22 protein-coding genes and 1 pseudogene are annotated in these 23,663 nt (G+C 60.0%); 16 read left to right on the forward strand and 7 right to left on the reverse strand.

All coding sequences use genetic code 11. The features are described from left to right. Positions 1-687 (reverse strand): annotated as a pseudogene (locus JWR14_RS29555) (FUSC family protein); the annotation flags it as partial. 382 nt (positions 688-1,069) lie between these two features. Here JWR14_RS29555 and JWR14_RS29560 point away from each other — a divergent pair. From JWR14_RS29560 to JWR14_RS29580, 5 genes are all read left to right on the forward strand, one after another. After that, positions 1,070-1,222 (forward strand): hypothetical protein, encoded by a 153-nt coding sequence (locus JWR14_RS29560; RefSeq protein WP_174254643.1) that lies wholly within the window; start codon positions 1,070-1,072, stop codon positions 1,220-1,222. 124 nt (positions 1,223-1,346) lie between these two features. Continuing rightward, positions 1,347-1,580: a hypothetical protein gene (locus JWR14_RS29565; protein ID WP_299716292.1), complete on the forward strand. Its 234-nt coding sequence runs from the start codon at positions 1,347-1,349 to the stop codon at positions 1,578-1,580. Between the two features lie 175 nt (positions 1,581-1,755). Beyond that, positions 1,756-2,052 (forward strand): hypothetical protein, encoded by a 297-nt coding sequence (locus JWR14_RS29570; RefSeq protein WP_299716295.1) that lies wholly within the window; start codon positions 1,756-1,758, stop codon positions 2,050-2,052. Positions 2,053-2,331: 279 nt separating this feature from the next. Then, positions 2,332-3,270: a 3-hydroxyacyl-CoA dehydrogenase family protein gene (locus JWR14_RS29575; protein WP_299716298.1), complete on the forward strand. Its 939-nt coding sequence runs from the start codon at positions 2,332-2,334 to the stop codon at positions 3,268-3,270. Then, positions 3,267-3,887 carry a flavin reductase family protein gene (locus JWR14_RS29580; protein WP_299716301.1) on the forward strand — a complete coding sequence of 207 codons (621 nt, stop codon included), beginning with the start codon at positions 3,267-3,269 and terminating at the stop codon, positions 3,885-3,887. Before JWR14_RS29575 ends, JWR14_RS29580 begins: the two co-directional genes overlap by 4 nt. A 70-nt stretch (positions 3,888-3,957) precedes the next feature. On the opposite strand, the gene JWR14_RS29585 is transcribed toward JWR14_RS29580, so the two are convergent. Next, entirely contained in the window at positions 3,958-5,931 is a 1,974-nt protein-coding gene (locus JWR14_RS29585) for a methyl-accepting chemotaxis protein (RefSeq protein WP_299716304.1), read from the reverse strand. A gap of 453 nt (positions 5,932-6,384) precedes the next feature. Here JWR14_RS29585 and JWR14_RS29590 point away from each other — a divergent pair, with 453 nt between their 5' ends. The 4 genes from JWR14_RS29590 (at position 6,385) to JWR14_RS29605 (ending at position 10,563) form a co-directional block, all read left to right on the forward strand. Continuing rightward, complete coding sequence (locus JWR14_RS29590) at positions 6,385-7,563, forward strand: glycine betaine/L-proline ABC transporter ATP-binding protein (protein ID WP_299716307.1); 1,179 nt, start codon at positions 6,385-6,387, stop codon at positions 7,561-7,563. Further along, positions 7,556-8,458: a choline ABC transporter permease subunit gene (choW, locus tag JWR14_RS29595; protein ID WP_299716310.1), complete on the forward strand. Its 903-nt coding sequence runs from the start codon at positions 7,556-7,558 to the stop codon at positions 8,456-8,458. Before JWR14_RS29590 ends, choW begins: the two co-directional genes overlap by 8 nt. A 67-nt stretch (positions 8,459-8,525) precedes the next feature. Next, the gene (locus JWR14_RS29600) at positions 8,526-9,530 is read left to right on the forward strand and encodes a GlxA family transcriptional regulator (RefSeq protein WP_299716313.1); all 1,005 of its coding nucleotides are present in this window, start codon (positions 8,526-8,528) and stop codon (positions 9,528-9,530) included. A gap of 76 nt (positions 9,531-9,606) precedes the next feature. Continuing rightward, on the forward strand, positions 9,607-10,563 hold the full coding sequence (locus tag JWR14_RS29605) for a choline ABC transporter substrate-binding protein (RefSeq protein ID WP_299716316.1): 957 nt from the start codon (positions 9,607-9,609) through the stop codon (positions 10,561-10,563). 51 nt (positions 10,564-10,614) lie between these two features. On the opposite strand, the gene JWR14_RS29610 is transcribed toward JWR14_RS29605, so the two are convergent. The 3 genes from JWR14_RS29610 to JWR14_RS29620 all read right to left on the reverse strand — a co-directional run bounded on the left by JWR14_RS29610 (position 10,615) and on the right by JWR14_RS29620 (position 12,689). Next, positions 10,615-11,721 carry a GlxA family transcriptional regulator gene (locus JWR14_RS29610; RefSeq protein WP_299716319.1) on the reverse strand — a complete coding sequence of 369 codons (1,107 nt, stop codon included), beginning with the start codon at positions 11,719-11,721 and terminating at the stop codon, positions 10,615-10,617. A 307-nt stretch (positions 11,722-12,028) separates the two neighbouring features. After that, positions 12,029-12,163: a hypothetical protein gene (locus JWR14_RS29615; RefSeq protein ID WP_299716322.1), complete on the reverse strand. Its 135-nt coding sequence runs from the start codon at positions 12,161-12,163 to the stop codon at positions 12,029-12,031. Between the two features lie 244 nt (positions 12,164-12,407). Further along, on the reverse strand, positions 12,408-12,689 hold the full coding sequence (locus JWR14_RS29620) for a hypothetical protein (RefSeq protein ID WP_299716325.1): 282 nt from the start codon (positions 12,687-12,689) through the stop codon (positions 12,408-12,410). 323 nt (positions 12,690-13,012) lie between these two features. Here JWR14_RS29620 and JWR14_RS29625 point away from each other — a divergent pair, with 323 nt between their 5' ends. The 7 genes from JWR14_RS29625 (at position 13,013) to JWR14_RS29655 (ending at position 20,404) form a co-directional block, all read left to right on the forward strand. Further along, positions 13,013-14,407 carry an L-serine ammonia-lyase gene (locus tag JWR14_RS29625; RefSeq protein WP_299716328.1) on the forward strand — a complete coding sequence of 465 codons (1,395 nt, stop codon included), beginning with the start codon at positions 13,013-13,015 and terminating at the stop codon, positions 14,405-14,407. 64 nt (positions 14,408-14,471) lie between these two features. After that, positions 14,472-15,716, forward strand: a complete 1,245-nt coding sequence (locus JWR14_RS29630; RefSeq protein WP_158937033.1) for a sarcosine oxidase subunit beta family protein — start codon at positions 14,472-14,474, stop codon at positions 15,714-15,716. A 21-nt stretch (positions 15,717-15,737) separates the two neighbouring features. Continuing rightward, complete coding sequence (locus JWR14_RS29635; protein ID WP_299716339.1) at positions 15,738-16,040, forward strand: sarcosine oxidase subunit delta; 303 nt, start codon at positions 15,738-15,740, stop codon at positions 16,038-16,040. After that, on the forward strand, positions 16,037-19,039 hold the full coding sequence (locus JWR14_RS29640) for a sarcosine oxidase subunit alpha family protein (RefSeq protein WP_299716342.1): 3,003 nt from the start codon (positions 16,037-16,039) through the stop codon (positions 19,037-19,039). The genes JWR14_RS29635 and JWR14_RS29640 overlap by 4 nt, the downstream gene beginning before the upstream one ends. After that, positions 19,029-19,679, forward strand: a complete 651-nt coding sequence (locus tag JWR14_RS29645) for a sarcosine oxidase subunit gamma (RefSeq protein WP_299716345.1) — start codon at positions 19,029-19,031, stop codon at positions 19,677-19,679. The genes JWR14_RS29640 and JWR14_RS29645 overlap by 11 nt, the downstream gene beginning before the upstream one ends. Continuing rightward, positions 19,676-20,134: a dihydroneopterin aldolase gene (locus JWR14_RS29650; protein ID WP_299716348.1), complete on the forward strand. Its 459-nt coding sequence runs from the start codon at positions 19,676-19,678 to the stop codon at positions 20,132-20,134. The genes JWR14_RS29645 and JWR14_RS29650 overlap by 4 nt, the downstream gene beginning before the upstream one ends. 6 nt (positions 20,135-20,140) lie before the next feature. Further along, on the forward strand, positions 20,141-20,404 hold the full coding sequence (locus JWR14_RS29655) for a hypothetical protein (protein WP_299716351.1): 264 nt from the start codon (positions 20,141-20,143) through the stop codon (positions 20,402-20,404). An 81-nt stretch (positions 20,405-20,485) separates the two neighbouring features. Here JWR14_RS29655 and betA read toward each other — a convergent pair whose 3' ends face one another. Both betA and betB read right to left on the reverse strand, forming a co-directional pair. Next, positions 20,486-22,174 (reverse strand): choline dehydrogenase, encoded by a 1,689-nt coding sequence (gene betA / locus JWR14_RS29660; protein ID WP_299716354.1) that lies wholly within the window; start codon positions 22,172-22,174, stop codon positions 20,486-20,488. An 18-nt stretch (positions 22,175-22,192) separates the two neighbouring features. Beyond that, positions 22,193-23,662 carry a betaine-aldehyde dehydrogenase gene (gene betB, locus JWR14_RS29665; RefSeq protein ID WP_299716357.1) on the reverse strand — a complete coding sequence of 490 codons (1,470 nt, stop codon included), beginning with the start codon at positions 23,660-23,662 and terminating at the stop codon, positions 22,193-22,195. Between the last annotated feature and the right edge of the window lies 1 nt (position 23,663).

The following is a 23,663-nucleotide window of genomic DNA, read 5'->3' on the forward strand; positions in this document are numbered from 1 at the left end:
AAGCGCCTTGCGCGCCAATTCGATGTCGCTGCGCGCCTTGCCTCGAAAGCGTGAGGCGTGCGAGGCCCAATCCCCGAAGCCCGCGCTTTCGCGCTTGAGCAGCCGCGCGCCGTCGCCGGCGATGTCCGCGAGGCTTGCATACGCCGATCGCATGGCCGCGCGGCTTGCGCCGAACGGGTGAATCCGCCACACGGTAAAGCTGAGTGCCGTCGCGAAGAGGCAGCCTGCGAAGTAGAGCGCGAGGAAACGCAACTCGTCGCGTGATCCATGGATGGGTTTGTCCACCATCACCACACAGGCAGTCGCAGCAAGGATGGAAACCTGGGCGGCCGCAGCGCCCCACACACGCCCCAGCGCACCGAGAAATGAAAAGACCAGAACGGCGACGGCGGCGGCCACGATACCTACACCGGACGCATACGCGGTCAGTCCGCCACATACGGTTGACAGCACCGCGAAGCCCGTCATGGACGCGAATCGCATGCGGTTCGAGCCGGCGGCATCGGCGAGACAGGTCCAGAACGCGCCGATGGCCGCCCACGAGAACTCGGGCATGTGCAACAGGTTGCCGAGGAGCAGCATGGCGGTCGACGCGAATGCTGCTCTCAGCCCTTCGGACAAATCGGCCTGACTCAACGCGAACGAAACCATCCAGACGGGCCGGTGGCGCGTAATGGAATCGAGCATTCGGGAGAACGCTTTGGTGCGGCGGCTTGCCGCTTGTCGAGACTGCCGGTGAAGGTTGCGAAGGCGGAACATGGCCTGGCTTATCAAATGGTGGATGCCGGTAATCGGGTGGCTACTGCATGAAAGTCGATATGAACTCAGCCAAAAATATCGGATGTTTTTGCGCGCTCCGTTTCTCGCCCCGTGTCCCCGCTCCCCGCATGGCCCTGAAACTCAGTAATTCCTACTGATTTAAGACGCGACTGCGACCTCCGAGTGTGGCGGAAACACAATTATGTAGAAAAACTACCAAAGAAATGGTGCGTTGCACTAGAAATAAGCTAGTGAAAACCCTATAATGACATCTAAGGGATAACCCTTGACAACCTACCAGGAGTTTTACATGAGCTACCTCTTCGCATTGCTGCAAAAATTCGCATCGTTGTTCGAATCCCCGCATCTTCCGATGGATTCGGACTACTCGTACCAAGCGCGTCAACAAGAAGCAGAGCGCGTTCGCAAGTCGCGCGGCACGATCATGGGTATCCGTCTGTGAGCTGTAAGGAAGGCAGTGCGGACTGCGGAGAAAACTGAAGTTGTCAGTTTGTGCTTGACAAGGTTTTTTCGTAGTGCGGTTCGCCTGCTTTCATCGTTGTGGATTATGTAGTTTTTCTAGCTCAATGGTTTTACCGATCGTCATATTTGTCACTATGACCATCACGTCGCTTTTGCGCGACATTCCTCTCCAGCGCCGCTCGGCGCAAGCTTTCCTGATCACCTTCCCGTTTGCTCTCCTGGCGCTCGACTCGGCCAATTTGCGGTTTCATATTTTCATTGCTTACACGCCACTGGGCGAAATAGTGCCAGGCTGGTTCGTCAAATCGACGGAAAAGCGAATGAAATCAGCGATTTGAAATATTCCGAGGCAATCCCAGCGCGTTAAGTTCATTGATACGAACACTTACAAGCGCTCACGTCGTGCAACTTTACGCCCAGCTAAAGTGATTTCAACGACGCGGCACCTGACGGCACACTGTTTTGACTGGCCGCGCGTCCTTAACGAAATCAAGCTGAAAAGGGAGAATAGTCATGAACACCTCACGCTCGATCCTGGCTGCGTTGCTGACCGGTGGCGCGCTTTTGACCGCGACAACTGCGTTCGCGCAAGTCGATAACGGAATGATCCACGGGCCCGTGCCCGAGCAAGCTTATGCGCAACCGCATATGGTGCAGGCCGCCGTGGTGATCAACCTCGGCTGGCATGGCGACCGTTATTGGGACGGCCACCGTTACTGGCAGCGCGACGAATGGATGCGCCATCACCCGCATGATCGTGGTCCGTCGCACGCGTATCACCACGACGACCACGGGCACGATCACGGCTGATCGAGCCGATTACAGAACCGCGTTGTAAACGCCGGCTTCCCGAAAGGGAAGTCGGCTTTTTTTTTCGTCTATCACGTGTGTCTGGTCAGAGCACGCCGGCCGAACCGCTACAAGTCATAGGCCATTTGCTGCCCCGCGCGATTGGAGGCGCTGCGCTATCCTTGGGTGACGCGGCCTTGAAAGCCGCATCGGACAGCTTCGAGATGTCCCTTTGGCGCCCGAACGGACCTGAACGGGCCATCGAATCGAAGTTTGGAATCTAAGCATTGCGAGGAAAATTTGAAGCAAATCACTATCGGCGTAGTCGGCAGCGGCTTGATGGGCGTCGGCATTGCGACGCAGGCGGCGCTACACGGCTATCCGACCATTGTTCACGACATAGACGCCGCACGACTTGCATCGGTGCATGGAAAAGCGGAAGCGATCCTCGACGAATTGATCGACGCCGGCGTCTTCACTGCGGACCATAAAGCGGACGTGCTCGCGCGTATTGAAACTACCGATCAACTGGAGCGGGTGGCCACGGCGGGTTTTATCGTGGAAGCCATTCCCGAAGTGCTCGAACTGAAGAACCGCACCTACCGGGCGCTCGAACCGCTGCTGCGGGACGACGCTATTTTTGCCAGCAACACGAGCGGCTTTCCGCCCGATCTACTCGCGCAAGTACTGCAAAACAAGGCACGTTTTGTCATCGCACACTTTTGGAATCCGCCGCATACCATTCCTCTGGTTGAAGTCGTGCCCGGCACTGAAACGGATCCCGACGTCACGCGCCGCACGGCTGAACTGATGACGGCGATCGGCATGGAACCGGTTGTGCTGACGAAGGCGATTCCGGGTTTTGTGGGTAACCGGCTGCAGTTTGCCGTACTGCGCGAAGCGCTTGCCATTGTGCGTTCGGGCGCCGCGACGGCGGAGGTCGTCGACACGGTAATGAAGGCGTCACTCGGCCGGCGCTATGGCATGGTCGGACCGCTGGAAAGCGCGGATCTCGGCGGCCTGGATACGTTGCTGGATATCGGCACACACCTGATGCCCGAGCTCGCGAAGGACGAAGACGTGTTGCAACTGATGCGCGCGCACGTGCAGAAAGGGCGGACGGGCGTGCGCAGCGGGCAAGGGTTTTATGAATGGGACGACGCCCACCATGCGCGAGTCAAACACGGGCGCAAGCGCCTGATTCACCACACTGCCAAGAAGACCGGAAAGCACTCATGAGCGATAGCAACGCGGTTCATTTCTACAATCCCGACGAAGGCCACAAGCTTCGCCATGACCCGTTCAAGGCGATCGTCGCGCCGCGAGTGATCGGCTGGATTTCGAGCTGCGATCCGCACGGGCACGTGAACCTCGCGCCCTACAGTTTTTTCGGCGCGTTCGCTTCGTTCCCGCACATCATTGGATTCTCGAGCGAGGGGCGCAAGGACAGCATCGCGAATATTGAAGCGACCGGTGAGTTCGTGTGGAATCTGTCGAGCAAGCCGCTCGCCGAAAAGATGAACCTGACATCCGCGACCGTACCGCGTGAAATCGATGAATTCGAGCTGGCGGGATTGACGAAAGCGCCGGGCGTGAATGTGGCCGTGCCGCATGTGGCGGAGTCGCCGGCCGCGCTCGAATGCAAGTTGCTGCAGATCATCCGGCTGAAGTCGCTGGACGGCACGCCGATGAACAACTGGCTCGCGCTCGGGCAAGTGGTTGGCGTGCATATCCGGCGCGAGTTCCTGAAGGACGGTCTCTTCGATACCGCCGCTGCGCAGCCCATCATGCGTGCGGGTTACCGCGGGGATTACGCGGGTATCGGCGAAATGTTCGAGATGTTCCGGCCGGGCTAGTCATGTTCCCAGGGGCGGCATTTATTCCGGGCGGGGGCGTTCGGATCATCCGCTGTGCCCCCGCTCGCAGTTAAAGCCGAAACACGCTCACCGCGCGGCTCAACTGTTCGGCTTGCTCATGCAAGCCGGCAGTCGATTGCTCCGCTTCGCCGACTAGCGCCGCATTCTGCTGAGTCGCTTCGCCGATCTGCGACACGGCAAGGTTCACCTGCTCTATGCCGCTCGATTGTTCGCGCGACGCCACGCTGATCTCGCCAATGATCGCGTTCACCCGCGCGACGCGTTCCACGATCCCGTTCATCGTGCCGCGCGCTTCTTCCGCGATCCGGTAACCATCGGCGACCCGGCCGACCGACTCCGCAATCAGCGCCTCGATTTCCTTGACCGCGGCCGAGCTGCGCTGAGCCAGCGCGCGCACCTCCGACGCCACCACGGCAAAGCCTCTGCCGTGCTCCCCGGCTCGCGCGGCTTCCACTGCCGCGTTCAACGCCAGGATGTTGGTCTGGAACGCGATGCCTTCGATCACCGACGTGATGTCTGAAATCTTGCGTGCGGACGCATCGATTTCACCCATCGTCGCGACCACGCGGCCGACTGCTTCGCCACCGGCGCGCGCGGCTTCAGATGCCGACGCCACGAGTTGATCCGCCTGCGCCGTGTTGGCGGCGTTCTGTTGCACGGTCGAGGTGATCTGCTCCATGCTTGCCGCCGTTTCTTCGAGACTGCTGGCCTGTGTCGCGATGCGCAGCGAGATGTCGCTGCTGCCCGCTGCAATCCGCCCCGTGCCGTCAGACATATCCGCCGATGCACTGCGCACCTGCGTCACGATGCGCGCAAGCCCGGTCGCAATCCCGTCGATGGCAATCATCAACCGGCCGATATCGTCCTCCCGCGTGGTCCCGAGCCGCACGCTCAGATCGCCCGCCGCGATGCGTTCGGAAGCCTGCGTGAGTTCCGCGAGCGGCCGGCCGACCAGCCTGGCCACTGCGAAGAGCAGCACGGCCACGAACGCGGCGATCACGATCAGCCCGATCAGCAGGAAGCGATTGCGCGTGGCGTGCACTTCCGCGAGCAATTCATCGCGATACGCAATCCCGCCAATCAGCCATTGCCATTCCGGCACCGTGCGAAACACGACCTCCTTCGCTCCACCATGCACCTTGGGATCGGCGGCGTCGGGAATCTCGGGGGCATCGAAGGAAAGACGGCCTTCCTTCGCGTCGAGCATCTGCTTGAACGGCGCGATCCGTTCATCGGCGAGCGGGGCAGGGGCACCCGCACCACCCAGGCCCGGATGCACGAGCAGCTTCCCGCGATTCGGTCCGTTCGATGCATCGACGACGAAGAAGTAGCCGTTCTGGCCGATCGTCAGGTCGCGAATGTTCTGCTGCAGCGTTGCAATTTCCGGCGTGACGTCCACGCCGACAAACAAGGCGCCGATGACCCGTCCCGACGAATCGGTGACCGGCTTGTACTCGGTGATGTACTGCTTGCCGAAGAGCGTTGCCATGCCGATAAAGCGTTTCCCGCCGAGCATGGGCGCGTACGCCGGGCTCTTCCGGTCGAGCAGCGTACCGATCGCACGTGCGCCGTCCTGCTTCTTCAACGATGTCGTCACACGCACGAAATCGTCGCCGGTGCGCGCGAACACGGTCGCGATTGCACCGCTGCGGTCGAGGAACTGATCGGGGATCGAGAAATCGAGGTTCATCGGCGTGTCGCCGGCCTTGAACGTGGGTGTCGCCACGCCGCCAATATCCACTTTCTGCGTTTCATCGAGCGTGAAGTCAGTGGGCAGGAAGCTCGAGAACAGCGTCATGTAGCGCTCGACTTCGGCGCTGACGGCTTTGTCGTAGAGACGGATCATGGTGCCGATCGCGCGGCTGTCGTCGTCCATGCGTTCGAGCGCTTGTGCATTGATTTGCTGACCGGCCAGATGCGTGACCGCGATGGTAAACCCGGCTACAACCGTAGCCGCGAGCGCACAAGCGAGGATGGCGAATTTCGCGCCGACACTTGCCCGGCGGATGTTGAATAGAGGCATGGATGAACTGGATGAACGAGACGTAGGGAATATCAAGGGTTAACGGCAATAGCCGCTAATTCTTGACCGCCCTCGTTTCGCCGCGCCCTGTTCCCAAGCGCTGCAAAGCAGCCAAAACCCGACATCGTCCATCCGGCCACATTCCTGGAATATGATGAGCCGGACGGTATTCGTGCCCGCAACCTGGACGACACGCCTCGGAAACCCCAAAAAACTTAACGAAATTCCTGTCCACTTGCTCCAGCGCGACATGTAAAAAAGCGCCTAAATCGGCTCAGCACTGCTCGCAAACCCTTGCCCCATAAGCCTCCGGCTTTCCATCTGCCAAAAATGGCAAATCGGAGTGTCGTATTTCCACATGTGAGCGTCGGAAATAGTCGGCAACCCGCACTTTTTTCTGGCAACTATGTATGCAGAGCGCGGACGCACGTCCGCCAACCAGGAGAGCGTTCGATGAATTCCCACAAGGTCGTGGTCGAAAACCTGTGCAAGGTGTTCGGCACGAGCCCGAAGCAGGCGATCGACATGCTTGCCGGCGGCGCAACGAAAGAAGAAGTTTTCTCCCGTACCGGACAGATTGTCGGCGTCCATAACGTGTCCTTCGAAGTGAAGGAAGGCGAGATTTTCGTGTTGATGGGTCTGTCGGGTTCGGGCAAATCGACACTGATCCGCCTCATCAACCGGCTGGTCGAACCGACCGCCGGCAAGGTGCTGATCGATGGCCGCGACGTGGCGTCCGTGCCGCGCTCCGAACTCACGTCGCTGCGCCGGAAAGACATGAGCATGGTGTTCCAGTCGTTCGCACTGATGCCGCAGCGCACGGTGCTTTCGAACGCCGCGTTCGGGCTTGAAGTCGCAGGCATCGGGCGCAAGGAACGCGAGAAACGCGCGATGGGCGTGCTCGAGCAAGTCGGTCTGGCGCCATTCGCGCAGAAGCTGCCGGCGCAGTTGTCAGGCGGGATGCAGCAGCGCGTGGGTCTCGCGCGGGCGCTGGCCGTGAACCCGTCGCTGATGATCATGGACGAGGCATTCTCCGCGCTCGATCCGCTCAAACGCAAGGAAATGCAGAACGTGCTGCTCGATCTTCAGCGCGAACAGCAGCGCACGATCATGTTCGTGTCGCACGACCTGGAGGAGGCGCTGCGCATTGGTACGCGCATCGCGATCATGGAAGGCGGCAAGGTAGTGCAGATCGGTACGCCGCAGGAAATCATCTCGAACCCGGCCGATGACTACGTGCGCGCGTTCTTCGAAGGGATCGACACCAGCCGCTACCTGACCGCCGGCGACCTGATGCAGACGGACGTGGTGCCGTTGATGAAGCACGGTTCGCAGATCGATGCATCAAGCGTTTCGCAAGCGCTCAACGGCAGCGCCGACTACGCGTTCGTGATGGACCACGAGCGCAAGATTCGCGGTTTCGTGTGCCGCGATGCGGTTGGCCAGGCATCGCCGGAAATCAATCTCATCGAATGCATCCAACGCACCACGCCGCTTGACGTTGTCGTCAGCCGGGTGGTCGCCAGCCGTGCACCGCTGCCGGTGGTCGAGGCGGACGGATCGTATTGTGGTTCGGTCAACAAGACGAATGTTCTCAAGGCTCTGACTCGGCATCGAGGTTCCCATGTCTGAAATTATCCCGCTCGGTACGTGGGTCGATCACGGTGTCAAATACCTGCTCGACCACGATGCAAACACCTTCGACGCAATCGGTAAAGTCATCGAGAGCTTCGCTGCACTGATCGAACACGGCCTGCAGTCCATTCCGATGTGGCTGATGATGGCGATCTTCGTCGGCATCGGCTTGTGGCGCGTTGGCTGGCGGTTCGCGCTATTCACGTTGCTGTCGTTGCTGCTGATCTACGCCACCGGCTTCTGGGACGAGATGGTGATCACGCTCGGCCTCACGCTGTCCGCCACCTTGATCAGCTTGCTGCTGGGCATTCCGCTTGGCATCTGGACGGCCAAGAGCAAGGCCATCGAGACAATCGTGCGTCCGGTGCTCGACCTGATGCAGACCATGCCGGCCTTCGTGTACCTGATTCCGGCCGCCATGCTGTTCGGTCTTGGCCGCGTTCCGGGGATCTTGTCGACGGTTATCTTTGCCATGCCGCCTGCTGTGCGCCTGACGTCGCTGGGCATCAAGCATGTGAACCGCGAGATCGTGGAGGCGGGGCAGGCATTCGGCTGCACGCCGTGGCAACTGCTTTACAAGGTGCAGTTCCCGAACGCGCTGCCGTCGATCATGACCGGCGTCAACCAGACCATCATGATGGCGCTGTCCATGGTCATCATCGCTTCGATGGTGGGTGCCGGCGGTCTCGGCAACGACGTGCTGGCGAGTATTCAGCGGTTGGATATCGGGCTTGGATTTGAGAGCGGCTTGTCGGTGGTGCTGCTCGCGATCATTCTTGACCGCATCACGGAAAGCTTTGGCCGGTCGCCGGGTATGGCGCGGGCGCCGCTGTTGTCGGGAATTCGCAGCGTGATGCGTGTGCGCCGCGCACCGGCTACACAGCAGGGCTAAGCATTAAAGTTTTTAGCAAAATAGAGTGAGCGACTAAATCAGGCTGCGGCCCAAGGATAAAAACCCGATGAAACGCGACGCGATGGTGCCGGACAGGATTCATCCTCCTGAGAATTCACCGCTATCGAAGCTGGCGCACTTCGGGTTCCTGACGCTGCCTAATTTTTCGATGATCGCGTTCACCAGCGCGATCGAAGTGTTACGCATGGCGAACTATGTCGGCCGGGCCGAGCACTATACGTGGTCGGTAATCACGCCGGACGGTGAACCGGCGCGGGCGAGCAATGGCATCACCGTGAAGCCAACGAAAACGCTGGCCGAAGCGGGCATGCCGGACGTGCTGATCGTGTGCGCGGGGTGGCATGTGCGCGATTACGTGGATGAAAAGGTGATCGCGCTGCTGCAGCACGTCGCGGCGCAAGGCGTGCCGCTTGGTGGCGTGTGCACGGGCGCGTATGCGTTGCTCGCGGCGAACTTGCTGGATGGGTATCGATGCACGGTGCATTGGGAGGACATGTCGCCGTTGCACAAGCGTTTCCCTGACGTGCGATTCGCCGATGAACTTTTCGTGATCGACCGTGATCGCGTGACTTGCACGGGCGGGACCGCGCCGCTTGACCTCATGCTGAACCTGGTTGGCCAGCGGCTGGGTCAGGCGCATGCGGCGCAGGTCTCCGAGCAGTTCATCGTGGAGCGCATTCGCGGCACGACGGATTACCAGCACATTCCTGTTGATGCCCGCGTCGGGTTTTCGCGTGCCGAATTGATTGAAGTAGTGCGGCTGATGGAGGCGAATATCGAAGAGCCGCTGTCGCTGGAAGAGCTTGCGCGGCTGGTGAAACTTTCGCAGCGTCATTTGCAACGGATGTTCAAGATGTTCCTGAGTGTTTCGCCGACGCATTACTACCTCACGTTGCGACTGCGGCGGGCGCGTGAGTTGTTGCGCAATACCGATGCATCAATTTCACGTGTGACGGCCGTTTGCGGTTTTCACTCACCGTGTCATTTCAGCAAGGCATACCGCGCGCAGTTTGGCCACGCGCCGAGTATTGAGCGCAGGCAATCGGCTTGATGATCCACTTTCAGACGTGTTGCGCTCATTAGGGCGCGGCATCGTCGTGTCTGGCAGTTCCAAAATAGGGAGAATCATGAAACTTCACGGAATCGCGTCGTCGTGCGCGCTGGCTGTCTTGCTGAATGTCACGATGTCCGGCGGCGCGTTTGCGGCTGATCCGGCCACGTGCCAGAACGTCCGTTTCGCCGATGTGGGCTGGACCGATATTGCCGCGACCACGGGTCTGGCGACCACCGTGCTGCAGGGCCTCGGATACAAACCGACGAAGACCATTGCGTCGGTGCCTATCACGTTCGCCGGTATCAAGAACAAGCAGATCGATGTATTCCTGGGTTACTGGTCGCCGACGATGGACCCTATTGTCGAGCCGTTTCAGAAAGCGGGCCAAGTCAAGGTATTGGCGGCGCCTAACCTGACGGGCGCGAAATACACGCTGGCGGTGCCGGACTATGCGTATAACGGCGGCCTGAAGTCGTTCGCCGATATTGCCAAGAACTACGACAAGCTCGACGGCAAGATCTACGGCATTGAGCCGGGTAATGACGGCAATGCGTTGATCAAGAAGATGATCGATTCGAATCAGTATGGGTTGGGCAAGTTCAAGATGGTCGAGTCGAGCGAAGCGGGCATGCTGGTTGAAGTGGGCCGGGCGATTCGTGAGAAGAAGTGGATTGTGTTCCTGGGTTGGGAACCGCATCCGATGAACGTGTCGATGAAGATTGATTATCTGAGCGGCGGCGACGATGTATTCGGGCCGAACTATGGCGAGGCCAAGGTGCTGACGGTGACGCCGCCGGATTATGCTGCGCGCTGCCCGAATGTGGCGAAGCTGGTGGACAACCTGCGGTTTTCGACGGACATCGAGAATCATGTGATGACGCCGATCATGAACAAGACCGATCCGAATGTTGCTGCGAAGCAGTGGCTGAAGGCGAATCCGGCTGTGCTGGACAAGTGGCTGGCGGGCGTGAAGACGTTTGACGGGAAAGATGGGCTACCGGCTGTGAAGGCTTATGTAGCAGCGCAGTAAATTTTGTTTGCGCCGGTGGACCACGGGGTCTGCTGGCGCGCACGAGAACCGCTAAATCGCCTGGGCCCGCCCCGGAAAAGTCTCATCGAAATCTGCGGCAAGGTCGAGCGTCGCCACGCTCGCGGCATCGTCGGGCGTTGCCGTGCCACGCTGGTCGCGATACATGATCGGTGGAAGCCCGAATTGCTTCCTGAACTCCCGCCCCAAATGCGACGCATCGGAGAAACCGCAACTCGATGCAATGTCCGCCACCGTCTTGTCTGAACTCGTCAGCAACCAGGCCGCCGTGCGCAACCGCACCTGCTTCGCATAAGCCTGCGGCGCCTTGCCGGTCTCCGCCTTGAACAAACGCTCCAGTTGACGCGTAGATAAATCCAGCTTGTGCGCCAGTTCATCGAGCGTCAACGAACGCCCGACATGCTGCTCCATCAGCAGGATTGCCCGCTTCACTTTTGGGTGCGTGGCAGGCGCAAGTCCCGGCGGATGCGGCTGCGGCGCGTTGCCCTTCTGCATGTCATCCACCAGCAAAATACGCAACGCCTTTTGCACCGTGGCCGCTTCGAAATGGCGCAGCAGGATTGCCGCCGCAACATCAATCGACGCTCGTCCGCCCGAGCAAGTAATGCGTCGGTGATCCATCACGAACAAACGGTCCGCAACTAGCATCTCCTCATTCACACCGGGAAAACGCTCAACAAAATCCCAGTAGTGGAACCAGCTCACACAAATGCGATAACCCTCCAGCACGCCGGCCCGCATCAGGGAAAACACACCCGTGCAAATGCCGACCAGCGTTGCGTCCGTGGTCGCGGCGCGGCGAATGAACTGCAACGTGGCATCGCTTGCGCCCGCGCCGGAATGCAGCAAGCCACCCACGACCACCACGTAGTCGAAGGGCTCAGCCTTCTCGAAGGTTTCCCAAGGCGTGATCTGGATGCCGCAACTCGCCCGCACTGGCGCAAGCGTTTCCCCAATCACGCTCCACGAGCAGCGCACCGGCTTGCTGAAATCGCCTTCATCGGCCGACAGGCGCAATAAATCGACGAAGCCGGAAAACGCCGTCAACGTGAAATTTGGCAACAACACAATCCCGAAACGGATGCGCTGTTTGGACGCCGTGTCGGGCGATTGAGGGGGCAGAAGGTCAGCGGGATTCATGCGCTTGCCATTGATGTGCAGCCGTCATTCGGGCCATAGGTGACGGGCGACATGGCGGCCCGGTAATCAATCAGCATATCACCGTCATTAACCGGTTTGATATACCCGGATTTACGCGGCTATCGTGACGCCACCGGTGGTGCTCTGGTGGTGCGGCGGATTTGATAAGCCTTGCACGCAGTCCGGAACGGAAAACGGCTTGTCCTGGTCAGGACAAGCCGTTTCCGATAGCCGGCTGGCTGCCCGGCTATTTCTTAAAGCATCAACACTGGTTTAGTACAAACTTAATACTGGCTGAGCAGCTCGATTAATGAGCGGTGTGGTCGACGTGCTTGGCCTTCGTGTACTTGTGGTGATGATGCGGCTTTGCATACGACACGGCCGGCACAATGACAGCGGCAACAATAAAGACCGCGAGGACTTTCTTCAGAATATTGTTCATGGGGCGAACCTGATGGGCGAGAGTTTGATGACCGGTTGATTCAAGCGCATTCGGAAATGCCGTCACAGTGTATATCAGCGTTTCTTAAACCCTGTAAGGGTAAATAAGACCTGCGCTGAAAGTGTTGTATACCGCCGACACGTCAATTTTGCGCCGAATTTCCGGCTCGCAATTCATCTCTCTTCTCTACCCGATTTGTTTCATCACCCCGCATTCCAAGATCGAAATAAGCGCCACGTGGCGCTTAGCTACCCGAACCGCTAGCTGTCACCGGAGCGCCTGGACCGCCCGGCGTCGCGGTGCCCATGCCGGCTTTGCTTCCTGTGGATGAAGTCTTGGCGTGCTTCATTTTCTTATGCTGCGACATGCCAGGATTTGCCGTCGTTCCCGCCGACTGGTTGGTGGTCTGAGCGTTGTCACCGGCCTGTAAGCCGGTGCTGGAGCTCGGCGGGTTGGTTTGGGCGAAAGCCGTGCTCGAGATGCAAAGTACGGCGCCGATCGCGTATGCCATTGAGAAGTGCTTCATGCCTGGTTTCCTTTCTATAAGACGGGCGAGGAGACGCCCATAGGTTGTTGAAAGCGGGCAAGCGGACGCTCACAAGCTTGCTCATCAGCTTATTCAGCATGTGTCGTGCCACCACCCTGTCGCCGGGTTACTCGGCCCACTACGCGCCGCTGTCCGCCAATTTTCGCCGCCGATCATCGCTAAAGCGCCTCGTCATCAACTTCTGTTGCCGTACTGACGCCGCCATCCCACGTGCATGCCGTTTTTGTTCTATCAGCGGAAATTGGCGTGCGGTGCAATGGCTACCTAGTGAAATCCCATGCAGTCCACCGACAAGGCACCTCATGAACGTCAGCGTTTTCGATCTGTTCAAGATCGGTATCGGTCCGTCAAGTTCGCATACGGTCGGCCCGATGATCGCAGCGTGCCGCTTTGCCTCGCATATCGAGGACGCGAACCTGCTGGCGTTCGTGCGTCGCGTGCGGGTGGATTTGTTCGGCTCGCTGGGCGCAACCGGCAAGGGCCACGGGACCGATAAAGCCGTGCTGCTTGGACTCGAAGGCAATCTCCCCGACTCGATCGATCCGGATGCGATCGAACCGCGTCTGCGGGAGATCCGCGAGTGCAAGAGCTTGAACCTGCTCGGCAAGCACCAGATCAAATTCGACGAACGCGAGCATATCGGCTTCTTTCGCAAGCTATTGCCGGGCGCGCCGGGGTCGAGCGTCGTGCATCCGAACGGCATGCGCTTTCAGGCCTTCGATGAAAACGGCCAGCTCGTCGTCGAAAAAGAGTACTACTCGGTTGGCGGCGGTTTTGTGATCAACAGCGAGGGCACGCGCGTGAACGGCGTGCAAGCGGGCGGTGGCGTGCCGCACCCGTTCCGCACGGGCGACGACCTGATGCGCGTATGCCGCGAGACGGGTTTATCGATTGCTGAGATCACGATGCTTAACGAATCCGCATCGCGGCCGGCGCGTGAAGTGCGTGACGGCCTGCTTGCAATCTGGCGCGTCATGGCGGCGTGCGTGGAACGTGGCTGCAAGGTACGCGGCGAATTGCCCGGCCCGATGCACGTGAAGCGTCGCGCAGCGGATCTCTCCGCGCAGTTGCGCAAGCATTCGGAAGAGTCGTTGCGCGATCCGCTCTCCATGCTCGACTGGGTCAACCTCTACGCAATGGCCGTGAACGAAGAGAACGCTGCCGGTGGCCGCGTAGTGACCGCCCCCACGAACGGCGCAGCCGGCGTGATCCCCGCGGTGCTGCACTACTACGTGAAGTTCATGCACAACTCGACCGACGAGGGCATTGTCACGTTCCTGCTGACGGCGGCGGCTATCGGGATCATCTACAAGGAAACGGCATCGATTTCCGGCGCGGAAGTGGGCTGCCAGGGCGAGGTTGGCGTGGCGTGTTCGATGGCCGCAGCAGCGCTTGCCGCCGTCATGGGCGGCACGCCGACGCAAGTCGAAAACGCTGCCGAGATCGGCATGGAACATAACCTCGGCATGACCTGCGACCCGGTTGGCGGGCTGGTGCAAATCCCCTGCATTGAACGCAATGCGATGGGTGCGATCAAGGCGCTCAACGCCGCGCGCATGGCGATGAAGGGCGACGGTACGCACTATGTGTCGCTCGACAACGTGATCAAGACCATGCGCGAAACCGGCGCGGACATGAAGACGAAATACAAGGAGACGTCACGCGGCGGGTTGGCCGTGAACGTCATCGAGTGCTGATTTGTAAGGTTTGCACCATAGCTTCCAAGCGCTTTTGCAACATCAACAAGTTTAAGGAAACACCATGAGCCGCTATTCGATATTCAGCCTGTTGCGCAACGGCATGTCGTATCACGAGAACTGGGAACGCCAGTGGAAAAGCCCGGAGCCCAAGCAGGAATATGACGTGGTGATCGTCGGCGGCGGCGGGCATGGTCTCGCGACTGCCTACTATCTTGCCAAGGAACACGGCGTGCGCAACATTGCTGTGCTCGAGAAAGGCTGGATCGGCGGAGGTAATACGGCACGCAACACGACCATCGTGCGCTCGAATTATCTGTGGGACGAATCGGCGGCGTTGTACGAAAAAGCGATGCAGTTATGGGAAGGGCTTTCGCAGGATCTGAACTACAACGTGATGTTCAGCCAGCGCGGTGTGATGAATCTCGCGCATACGCTGCAAGACGTTCGGGATACTGAACGTCGGGTGAACGCGAACCGCTTGAATGGTGTGGATGCGGAATTCCTTACGCCTGAACAGATCAAGCAGATCGAGCCGACCATCAACCTGAATAGCCGCTATCCGGTGCTCGGTGCGTCCATTCAACGTCGTGGCGGCGTGGCTCGTCATGACGCTGTGGCTTGGGGTTTCGCGCGTGGCGCGGATCAGGCGGGCGTTGATATCGTGCAGAACTGCCAGGTCACGGGCATCCGCCGTAACGGCAGCCAGGTGATCGGCGTGGACACGACCAAGGGTTTCATCAAGGCCAAGAAGGTAGCAGTCGTAGCTGCCGGCAATACGTCCTCGCTTGCCGATATGGCCGGTATCCGGCTTCCCCTGGAAAGCCATCCGTTGCAAGCGCTTGTGTCCGAACCGATCAAGCCGGTGGTCAATACGGTGGTGATGTCGAACGCGGTGCACGCGTATATCAGCCAGTCCGATAAAGGCGACCTCGTGATCGGCGCCGGTGTCGATCAATACACGGGCTTCGGACAGCGCGGCAGTTTTCACATCATTGAAGGGACGCTGGAGGCGATCGTCGAGATGTTCCCGGTGTTCTCGCGCGTGCGCATGAATCGTCAGTGGGGCGGGATTGTGGATGTTTCGCCAGATGCGTGCCCGATCATCAGCAAGACCGACGTGAAGGGCCTGTATTTCAACTGCGGTTGGGGTACGGGTGGCTTCAAGGCGACGCCGGGGTCGGGTTGGGCATACGCCCATACCATCGCGCACGATGAGCCTCACGCGTTGAACGCGCCGTTCTCTATCGACCGCTTCTACACGGGTCATCTGATCGACGAGCACGGCGCTGCGGCCGTCGCCCACTAACTGGCACACAGGAGATAAACCATGTTGCTGATTGAATGCCCCTGGTGTGGTCCACGCGCTGAAAGTGAATTCTCGTGCGGCGGTGAAGCCGATATCGCGCGCCCGCTCGACACCGAAAAGCTCACGGATAAAGAATGGGGCGACTACCTGTTCATGCGGAAAAATCCGCGCGGTGTGCATCGCGAACAATGGATGCACACACAAGGCTGCCGCCGCTGGTTCATGGCGCAACGCGACACCGTGAGCTACGCATTTCAGGGCTATGACACGTTCGCCCGGCCGCTTGCCGTGATGGACCAGAAAGATGAAGGACAACCGAAATGAGCCAGAAAGACCGACTCGCCACGGGCGGGCGCATCAACCGCGCCATCGCACTCACGTTCACTTTCAACGGCAAGACGTATCAGGGCCATCAAGGCGATACGCTTGCCTCCGCGCTGCTCGCGAACGGCGTGCATTTCGTGGCGCGCAGTTGGAAGTACCATCGGCCGCGCGGCATTGTGACGGCCGACGTGGCAGAACCGAATGCCGTCGTTCAACTCGAAACCGGCGCTTATACCGTGCCGAATGCGCGCGCCACCGAAATCGAGTTGTATCAGGGGCTGGTGGCCACCAGCGTGAATGCCAAACCGAGCATTGAGAACGATCGCATGGCGGTGAACCAGAAGATCGCCCGGTTTATTCCGGCTGGCTTCTACTACAAGACCTTCATGTGGCCGCGCAAGTTCTGGCCGAAATATGAAGAAGTGATCCGCGATGCAGCGGGTCTCGGCAAGGCGCCGGAACACATCGATGCAGATCGCTATGACAAGTGCTTCGCGCATTGCGACGTGCTGGTGGTCGGGGCCGGCCCTTCGGGTCTGGCTGCGGCGCATGCGGCCGGCTTGTCAGGTGCGCGCGTGATTCTCGTCGATGACCAGCCGGAACTCGGCGGTTCGCTGCTGTCGTATCGCACGGAAATCGATGGCGCACCAGGCTTGAAGTGGGCGCAAAAAATTGAAGCTGAATTGCGCAAGATGCCGGATGTGAAGATCCTGTGCCGTAGCACGGCGTTCGGGTATCAGGACCACAACCTCATTACCATCACGCAGCGTTTGACCGAGCATTTGCCGGTATCGATGCGCAAGGGTACGCGCGAACTGCTGTGGAAAGTGCGAGCCAAGCGCGTCATTCTTGCCACGGGCGCGCAGGAACGCCCGATTGTGTTCGGCAACAATGATCTGCCGGGCGTGATGCTGGCTTCGGCGGTGTCGTCGTACTTGTATCGCTATGCGGTCCTGCCGGGACGCAATGCAGTAGTGTTCACGAACAACGACAGCGGCTACCAATGCGCGCTCGATCTGAAAGCGGCAGGCGCGCAGGTGACGGTAGTCGACCCGCGCCTCGCCGACGAAAAAGGCGCGCTGCAGGGCCAGGCTAAACGCTATGGCGTGAAGGTCCTGAATGGCTCGGTGGTTACCGTGGCGCATGGCAAGTTGCGCGTGGCGTCGGTTGAAGTCAGCGCTTATTCGAACGGCACAGTGGGCGTGAAGCAAGCGGACCTGTCTTGCGATCTGCTCGCAGTCTCAGGCGGCTGGAGCCCGATCCTGCACTTGTTCGCGCAGTCCGGCGGCAAGGCGCACTGGCACGACGAAAAGGTCTGCTTCGTACCCGGCAAAGCGATGCAGGCCGAGAGCAGCGTAGGCGCGTGCGCCGGCGAATTCACGCTCGCCCGGGCCATCCGTTTCGCAGTCGATGCCGGCGTGGACGCAGCGCGTGCAGCAGGCTTGATCGTGGCGCGCCCGACACCCGTGCAAGTGGCCGAGGTCAGTGAGGCGCCGCTCATGCCGTTGTGGCTCGTCGGTGGCCGTGAGCTGTCAACACGGGGTCCTAAGCAATTTATCGATTACCAAAACGACGTATCCGCCGCCGATATCTTCCTCGCCGCCCGCGAAGGGTTCGAGTCGGTCGAGCACGTGAAGCGTTACACGGCGATGGGCTTTGGCACGGACCAAGGCAAGCTCGGCAATATCAACGGCATGGCGATCCTGGCTCAGGCGCTGAACAAGACCATCCCCGAAACCGGCACCACGACCTTCCGTCCGAACTACACGCCGGTCACGTTCGGCACGTTCGCCGGCCGTGAACTGGGCGAGTTCCTCGATCCGGTTCGCAAAACCGCCGTGCACGAATGGCACGTGGAAAACGGCGCGGAGTTCGAGGACGTTGGCAATTGGAAACGGCCTTGGTACTACCCGAAGAACGGTGAAGGCATGCACGCGGCCGTTGCGCGCGAGTCGCTGGCTACGCGCACAAGCGTCGGCATTCTCGATGCATCGACGCTGGGCAAGATCGACATCCAGGGTCCCGATGCTGCGAAGCTGCTCAACTGGGTCTACACGAACCCGTGGAGCAAGCTGGAAGTCGGCAAGTGCCGCTACGGCCTGATGCTCGATGAAAACGGCATGATCTTCGATGACGGCGTGACCGTGCGCCTCGCCGACCAGCACTACATGATGACGACCACCACCGGCGGAGCCGCGCGCGTACTGACGTGGCTCGAGCGCTGGCTGCAAACCGAATGGCCCGACATGCGGGTACGGTTGGCATCGGTGACGGACCACTGGGCGACGTTTGCGGTCGTCGGCCCGAACAGCCGCAAGGTCTTGCAGAAGGTCTGTCGCGATATCGACTTCGCCAACGCTGCGTTTCCGTTCATGAGTTATCGCGAAGGGACGGTAGCGGGTGCGGCATCACGAATCATGCGGATCAGCTTTTCCGGCGAACTTGCTTACGAAGTCAACGTGCCGGCGAACGTCGGACGTGCTGTGTGGGAAGCGCTGATGGCCGCTGGCGCCGAGTTCGACATCACGCCGTACGGCACGGAAACCATGCACGTGCTGCGGGCGGAGAAGGGTTACATCATTGTCGGGCAGGATACTGATGGTTCGATGACCCCGTACGATCTGGGCATGGGCGGTCTGGTTGCGAAGTCGAAGGATTTCCTCGGCAAGCGGTCGCTGACGCGCTCGGATACGGCGAAGGCCGGGCGCAAGCAACTTGTCGGTTTGCTGGCCGAAGATGCGTCGTTCGTGATTCCTGAAGGCTCGCAGATCGTACCGGGTCCGTTCACCGGCGACACCGCGCCCATGCTCGGTCACGTCACTTCCAGTTATTTCAGCCCTATTTTAAAGCGCTCGATCGCGATGGCCGTCATCAAGGGTGGTCTCGACAAGATCGGTGAGTCGGTGATGATCCCGCTCGCCAACGGCAAGCAGATGCCGGCAAAAATCACCAGCTCGGTGTTCTACGACAGCGAAGGAGCACGTCAACATGTGGAATGAAAATAGAAGCAACCAGACGGTCGTGGATCGCGCAATCGGGCGGGGCGCGTGGCAGGAGTCACCGCTTGTGGGGGTGGATGGCCTGCTGAAAAAACATCAGGCGAGTGCGTCGAAGGCGTTTCGTCTGGTCGAGCGGCCGTTCCTCGAACTGGTCAACCTGCGGGGTGACTTGCGCGATGCCGCGTTCGTTGCGGCGGTAGAAAGTGTGATTGGTTGCAAGCCGCCGGAGAAGCCGAATACAACGGCGACCGGCAATGGATACGACCTGATGTGGCTCGGTCCCGACGAGTGGCTGGTGCGCTCGGCCACCGCGCATTCCGCGACGCAGGCGGCTCCAATGGAAGCCAGATTGCGCGACGCGTTTAAGGGATTGTATGCAGCGGCCGTCGATATCGGTAGCGGTTACACCGTGCTCGAAATCAGTGGTACGCGCACGCGTGATGTGCTTGCGCGCGGTTGTCCGCTCGATTTGCATCCGCGTTTGTTCGGCGTCGGCCAGTGTGCGCAAAGCCATTACTTCAAGTCCTCCGTGACGGTGTTGCCGACCGGTGAAAACAGCTTCGACCTCGTGATCCGCCGTAGTTTTGCGGACTACTTCGTGAAGATGATGCTCGACGCGGCCGAGCCGCTGATGTCGTGAAACCGTACGAATCATTCGGGGCATTGGGCCCGGGCGGGCGCGGCTGGCGCATCGTTGTCGATGAGCTTGTCGTGCCTACGCGCATTGGTTTGTACGCTCGGGAACATCTGGCGCCGCAGCCCGTTGCCATTGACGCGAGCCTGCATTATCGAGGCGTGCCGGCCGAGGAGAACGCGCACGAGCTGATTGATTACGAAGCTTGGTGCGCGGGTGTGTCGGACTATCTGGAGAGCAAGCCGCATACACGCTTGCTCGAAACGCTGGCGGTGGAAATAGCGGCAATGTCGTTCACCCGATGGCCCGCGCTCGATACGCTGACGCTGCTGCTGTACAAGCCAAAGATTCGCGAAGGCACGCGGCGCGTGGGCGTTGAACTCGACTGGCATCGTACGGATTTTGAGGCATGGCGTGCGTCGGCTGGGTTGAACACGACGCATGCTTTGACCGAGCGCTGAAACGCCATGACGCCGACACGCGCTCAAGCCGCCGGGCTGTCGCAGCTCGCGTGCGAGCAGCATGATCCTCACGCCGCGCTCGCATTGCTCGATCGCAGTCTGGTGCTCGGGCATCGGCGTATTGCGTTGATCCGTTATCTGCATGCGCAGTACCTGGGTGCGCCGCTGGAGCCGCGTCACCATGAGTATGTTCACAAAGTGGCGGAGCGCTTAAGCACGGAGACGATTGCACGAATAGCGACGGCTGCGCGTGCCCGGATCGAGGGGTGATCTAGCTCTGTGTTCCTAGTCGACTAAATATAAAAGGGCATAGCGGCTGCCAAGCCGCTATGCCCTTTTATGCGTTACTCATTACAACGCCGCAACCGTCTCCGCCTTGCGTGCCTTCGCTCCATGCGCGACGAAATACGGCGTATCAACACGCGCTAACGGCTCGCGCCCCCGAATCTTGTCAGCGATTTTCTCGGCCAGCATGATGGTCGGTGCATTCAGGTTGCCGGTCACGATCAGCGGCATGATCGACGCATCCACCACGCGCAGCGATTCGAGCCCGTGCACGCGGCCTTCGTTATCGACCACCGCCATGTCGTCGTAACCCATCTTGCACGAGCACGAGGGATGAAAAGCCGTCTCCGCACGTTGCCTGACGAACGTGTCGAGTTGGTCGTCCGTCGTGAGGTCGGCGCCCGGATGCAGCTCGCGTCCACGATATTTCTTAAGCGCCGGCTGATGCATGATTTCGCGGGTAATGCGGATGGCGTCGCGAAATTCACGCCAGTCGAGCGGGTCCGACATGTAGTTGAAGAGGATGCTCGGGTGCGCGTTCGGATCGCGTGATTTCAGCTTGATGCGGCCGCGGCTTGGCGAACGCATGGAACCCACGTGCGCCTGGAAGCCGTGCATCTTGATCGGATTCGAACCGTTGTAATTGATCGCGACAGGAAGAAAATGGTATTGGATGTTGGGCCAAAGATCGTCGTCGCGTGTACGGATAAAACCACCCGCTTCGAACTGGTTGCTAGCGCCAATGCCCGTGCCGTTCAACATCCATTCAATCCCGATCCGCGGCTGGTTCCACCACTGCAGCGCAGGGTAAAGCGACACGGGCTCGAGGCATTCGTATTGCATGTACATCTCCAGATGGTCCTGGAGATTTTCACCGACACCCGGCAGGTCAAGCACTAACGGGACGTCGAGCTCCCGCAGCCACGTCGACCGGCCGACACCCGAGCGTTGCAGTAATTGTGGCGATGCAATCGCGCCGCTGCACACGAGCACCTCGCGGCGGACGTGCGCGGTGATACGTTCGCCGCCCTGCAAATACGCGACGCCAATTGCTCTTTTTCCAGAGAACAAGACGCGATCCGTAACAGCATGCGTGACGATCGTGAGATTCGGCCGGCCCTTCGCCCGGTCGAGATATCCGCGCGCGGTGCTAGAGCGGCGGCCCTTCGGCGTCACGGTCCGGTCCATTGGGCCGAAACCTTCCTGGCTGTATCCGTTGAGGTCATCCGTACGGGGATAACCTGCCTGCACGCCCGCTTCGACCATCGCTGAAAACAAGGGATTGTTGCCCGGTTTGGAGGTCGTCACGTGCACCGGACCGTCGCCACCGTGGTACGGGTTCGGTCCGGCATCGCGGGTTTCGGCCTTGCGAAAATACGGCAGGCAATCGGAATAGGTCCAGTTTTCAAGGCCTTTTCGTTCGGCCCAGCCGTCATAGTCGAGCGCATTGCCACGGATGTAGCACATGCCGTTGATCAGCGACGATCCACCCAGTCCCTTGCCGCGGCCGCATTCCATGCGGCGATTGTCCATGTGCGGCTCGGGATCGGTTTCGTAAGCCCAGTTATAGCGCCTTCCTTGCAGCGGAAACGCCAGCGCGGCGGGCATTTGCGTGCGGAAGTCGAAACGATAGTCCGGTCCGCCCGCTTCGAGCAGCAGCACAGTCACGTCAGGGTCTTCGGTGAGACGCGAGGCGAGCACGTTGCCCGCCGAACCCGCGCCCACGACGATGTAGTCGAACTCGTTCGCGCTCATCGCTTGGCTCCTTGGTTCTTAGAATACGGGTTGGTAGGGACCCAGCTCGACCTGCACGGATTTGATGCTCGTGTAGTGTTCAAGCGTGGTAATACCGTTTTCGCGGCCTACGCCCGACTGCTTGTATCCGCCCACGGGCATTTCAGCAGGCGATTCGCCCCACGTATTGATCCAGCAGATACCGGCTTGTAGCGCATGAATCACGCGATGCGCACGCGACAGGTTCTCCGTGACCACGCCTGCGGCGAGGCCGTATTCAGTGGCGTTGGCACGGTCAATCACTTCGCTTTCCTCATCGAATATGAGGATGCTCATGACCGGTCCGAAAATCTCCTCACGCACAATGCGCATGTCGTCACGGCAATCGGTGAAGATGGTTGGCTCGACGTATTGCCCTTGAGCGAACGCGTCATGCGTGATCCGCGATCCGCCTGCAATCAGTCGCGCGCCTTCTTGCTTGCCGCTTTCAATGAAGCCCAGCACCTTTTGCAATTGCGCAGCGCTGACGAGTGGACCGAAGTTGGTGTTGGCATCCGTAGGCGAGCCCACTCGAATGCGCTTTACGCGCTCCAGAATGAGCGCTTCGAAGCGTTCGTACGCCGGGCGTTGCACGAACACCCGTGTGCCATTTGTGCAGACCTGGCCGGAGCTGAAGAAGTTGGCGCTCATCGCAATGTCGGCGGCACGCTCGAGATTGGCGTCGTCGAAAATGACGAGCGGGGATTTGCCGCCCAGTTCCATCGTCACTTCTTTCAGCGATGAACCGCCGGCCATCGACATCACTTTCTTGCCCGTCTCCACACCGCCCGTAAACGAGATTTTCGCGATGTCCGGATGCGCGGCAAGCAACGCACCCACGCGGCCATCGCCTTGCACGACATTAAACACGCCTGCGGGGACGCCGGCTTCTGAATAGATTTCAGCGAGCTTCAACGTGCTGAGCGGCGTGATCTCGCTGGGCTTGAAGATCATCGCGTTACCGGCGGCGAGCGCGGGCGCAGACTTCCAACAGGCGATCTGGATTGGATAATTCCACGCACCAATGCCCGCGCACACACCAAGCGGTTCGCGCCGCGTGTAGACGAACGAGCTGGGCCGCAGCGGGATCTGCTGACCTTCTATGGCCGTTGCAAGCCCGGCGTAGTACTCGATGACATCGGCCCCGGTGACAATGTCCACGGCTCGCGTTTCGGCAATCGGCTTGCCCGTATCGCGGGTTTCGAGGGCTGCGAGTTCGTCGTTGCGCTCGCGCAGGATATCCACCGCGCGCCGCAGGATGCGCGAGCGTTGCATCGCGGTCATGGCGGCCCATTCGCGCTGGCCTTCGCGCGCGGAGCGAACCGCGCGATCAATATCCGCTGCGCTCGCCTGCTGCACGCTCGCGAGCGTTTCGCCCGTGGCTGGGTCGAGCGTGTCAAAGGATTCGCCGCTGGTGGCGTCGACGTAAGCGCCGCCAATGTACAAGCGCTGCAATTCGAAGACAGGCATG

Source organism: Caballeronia sp. (assembly GCF_028292365.1).
GTDB lineage: Bacteria > Pseudomonadota > Gammaproteobacteria > Burkholderiales > Burkholderiaceae > Caballeronia.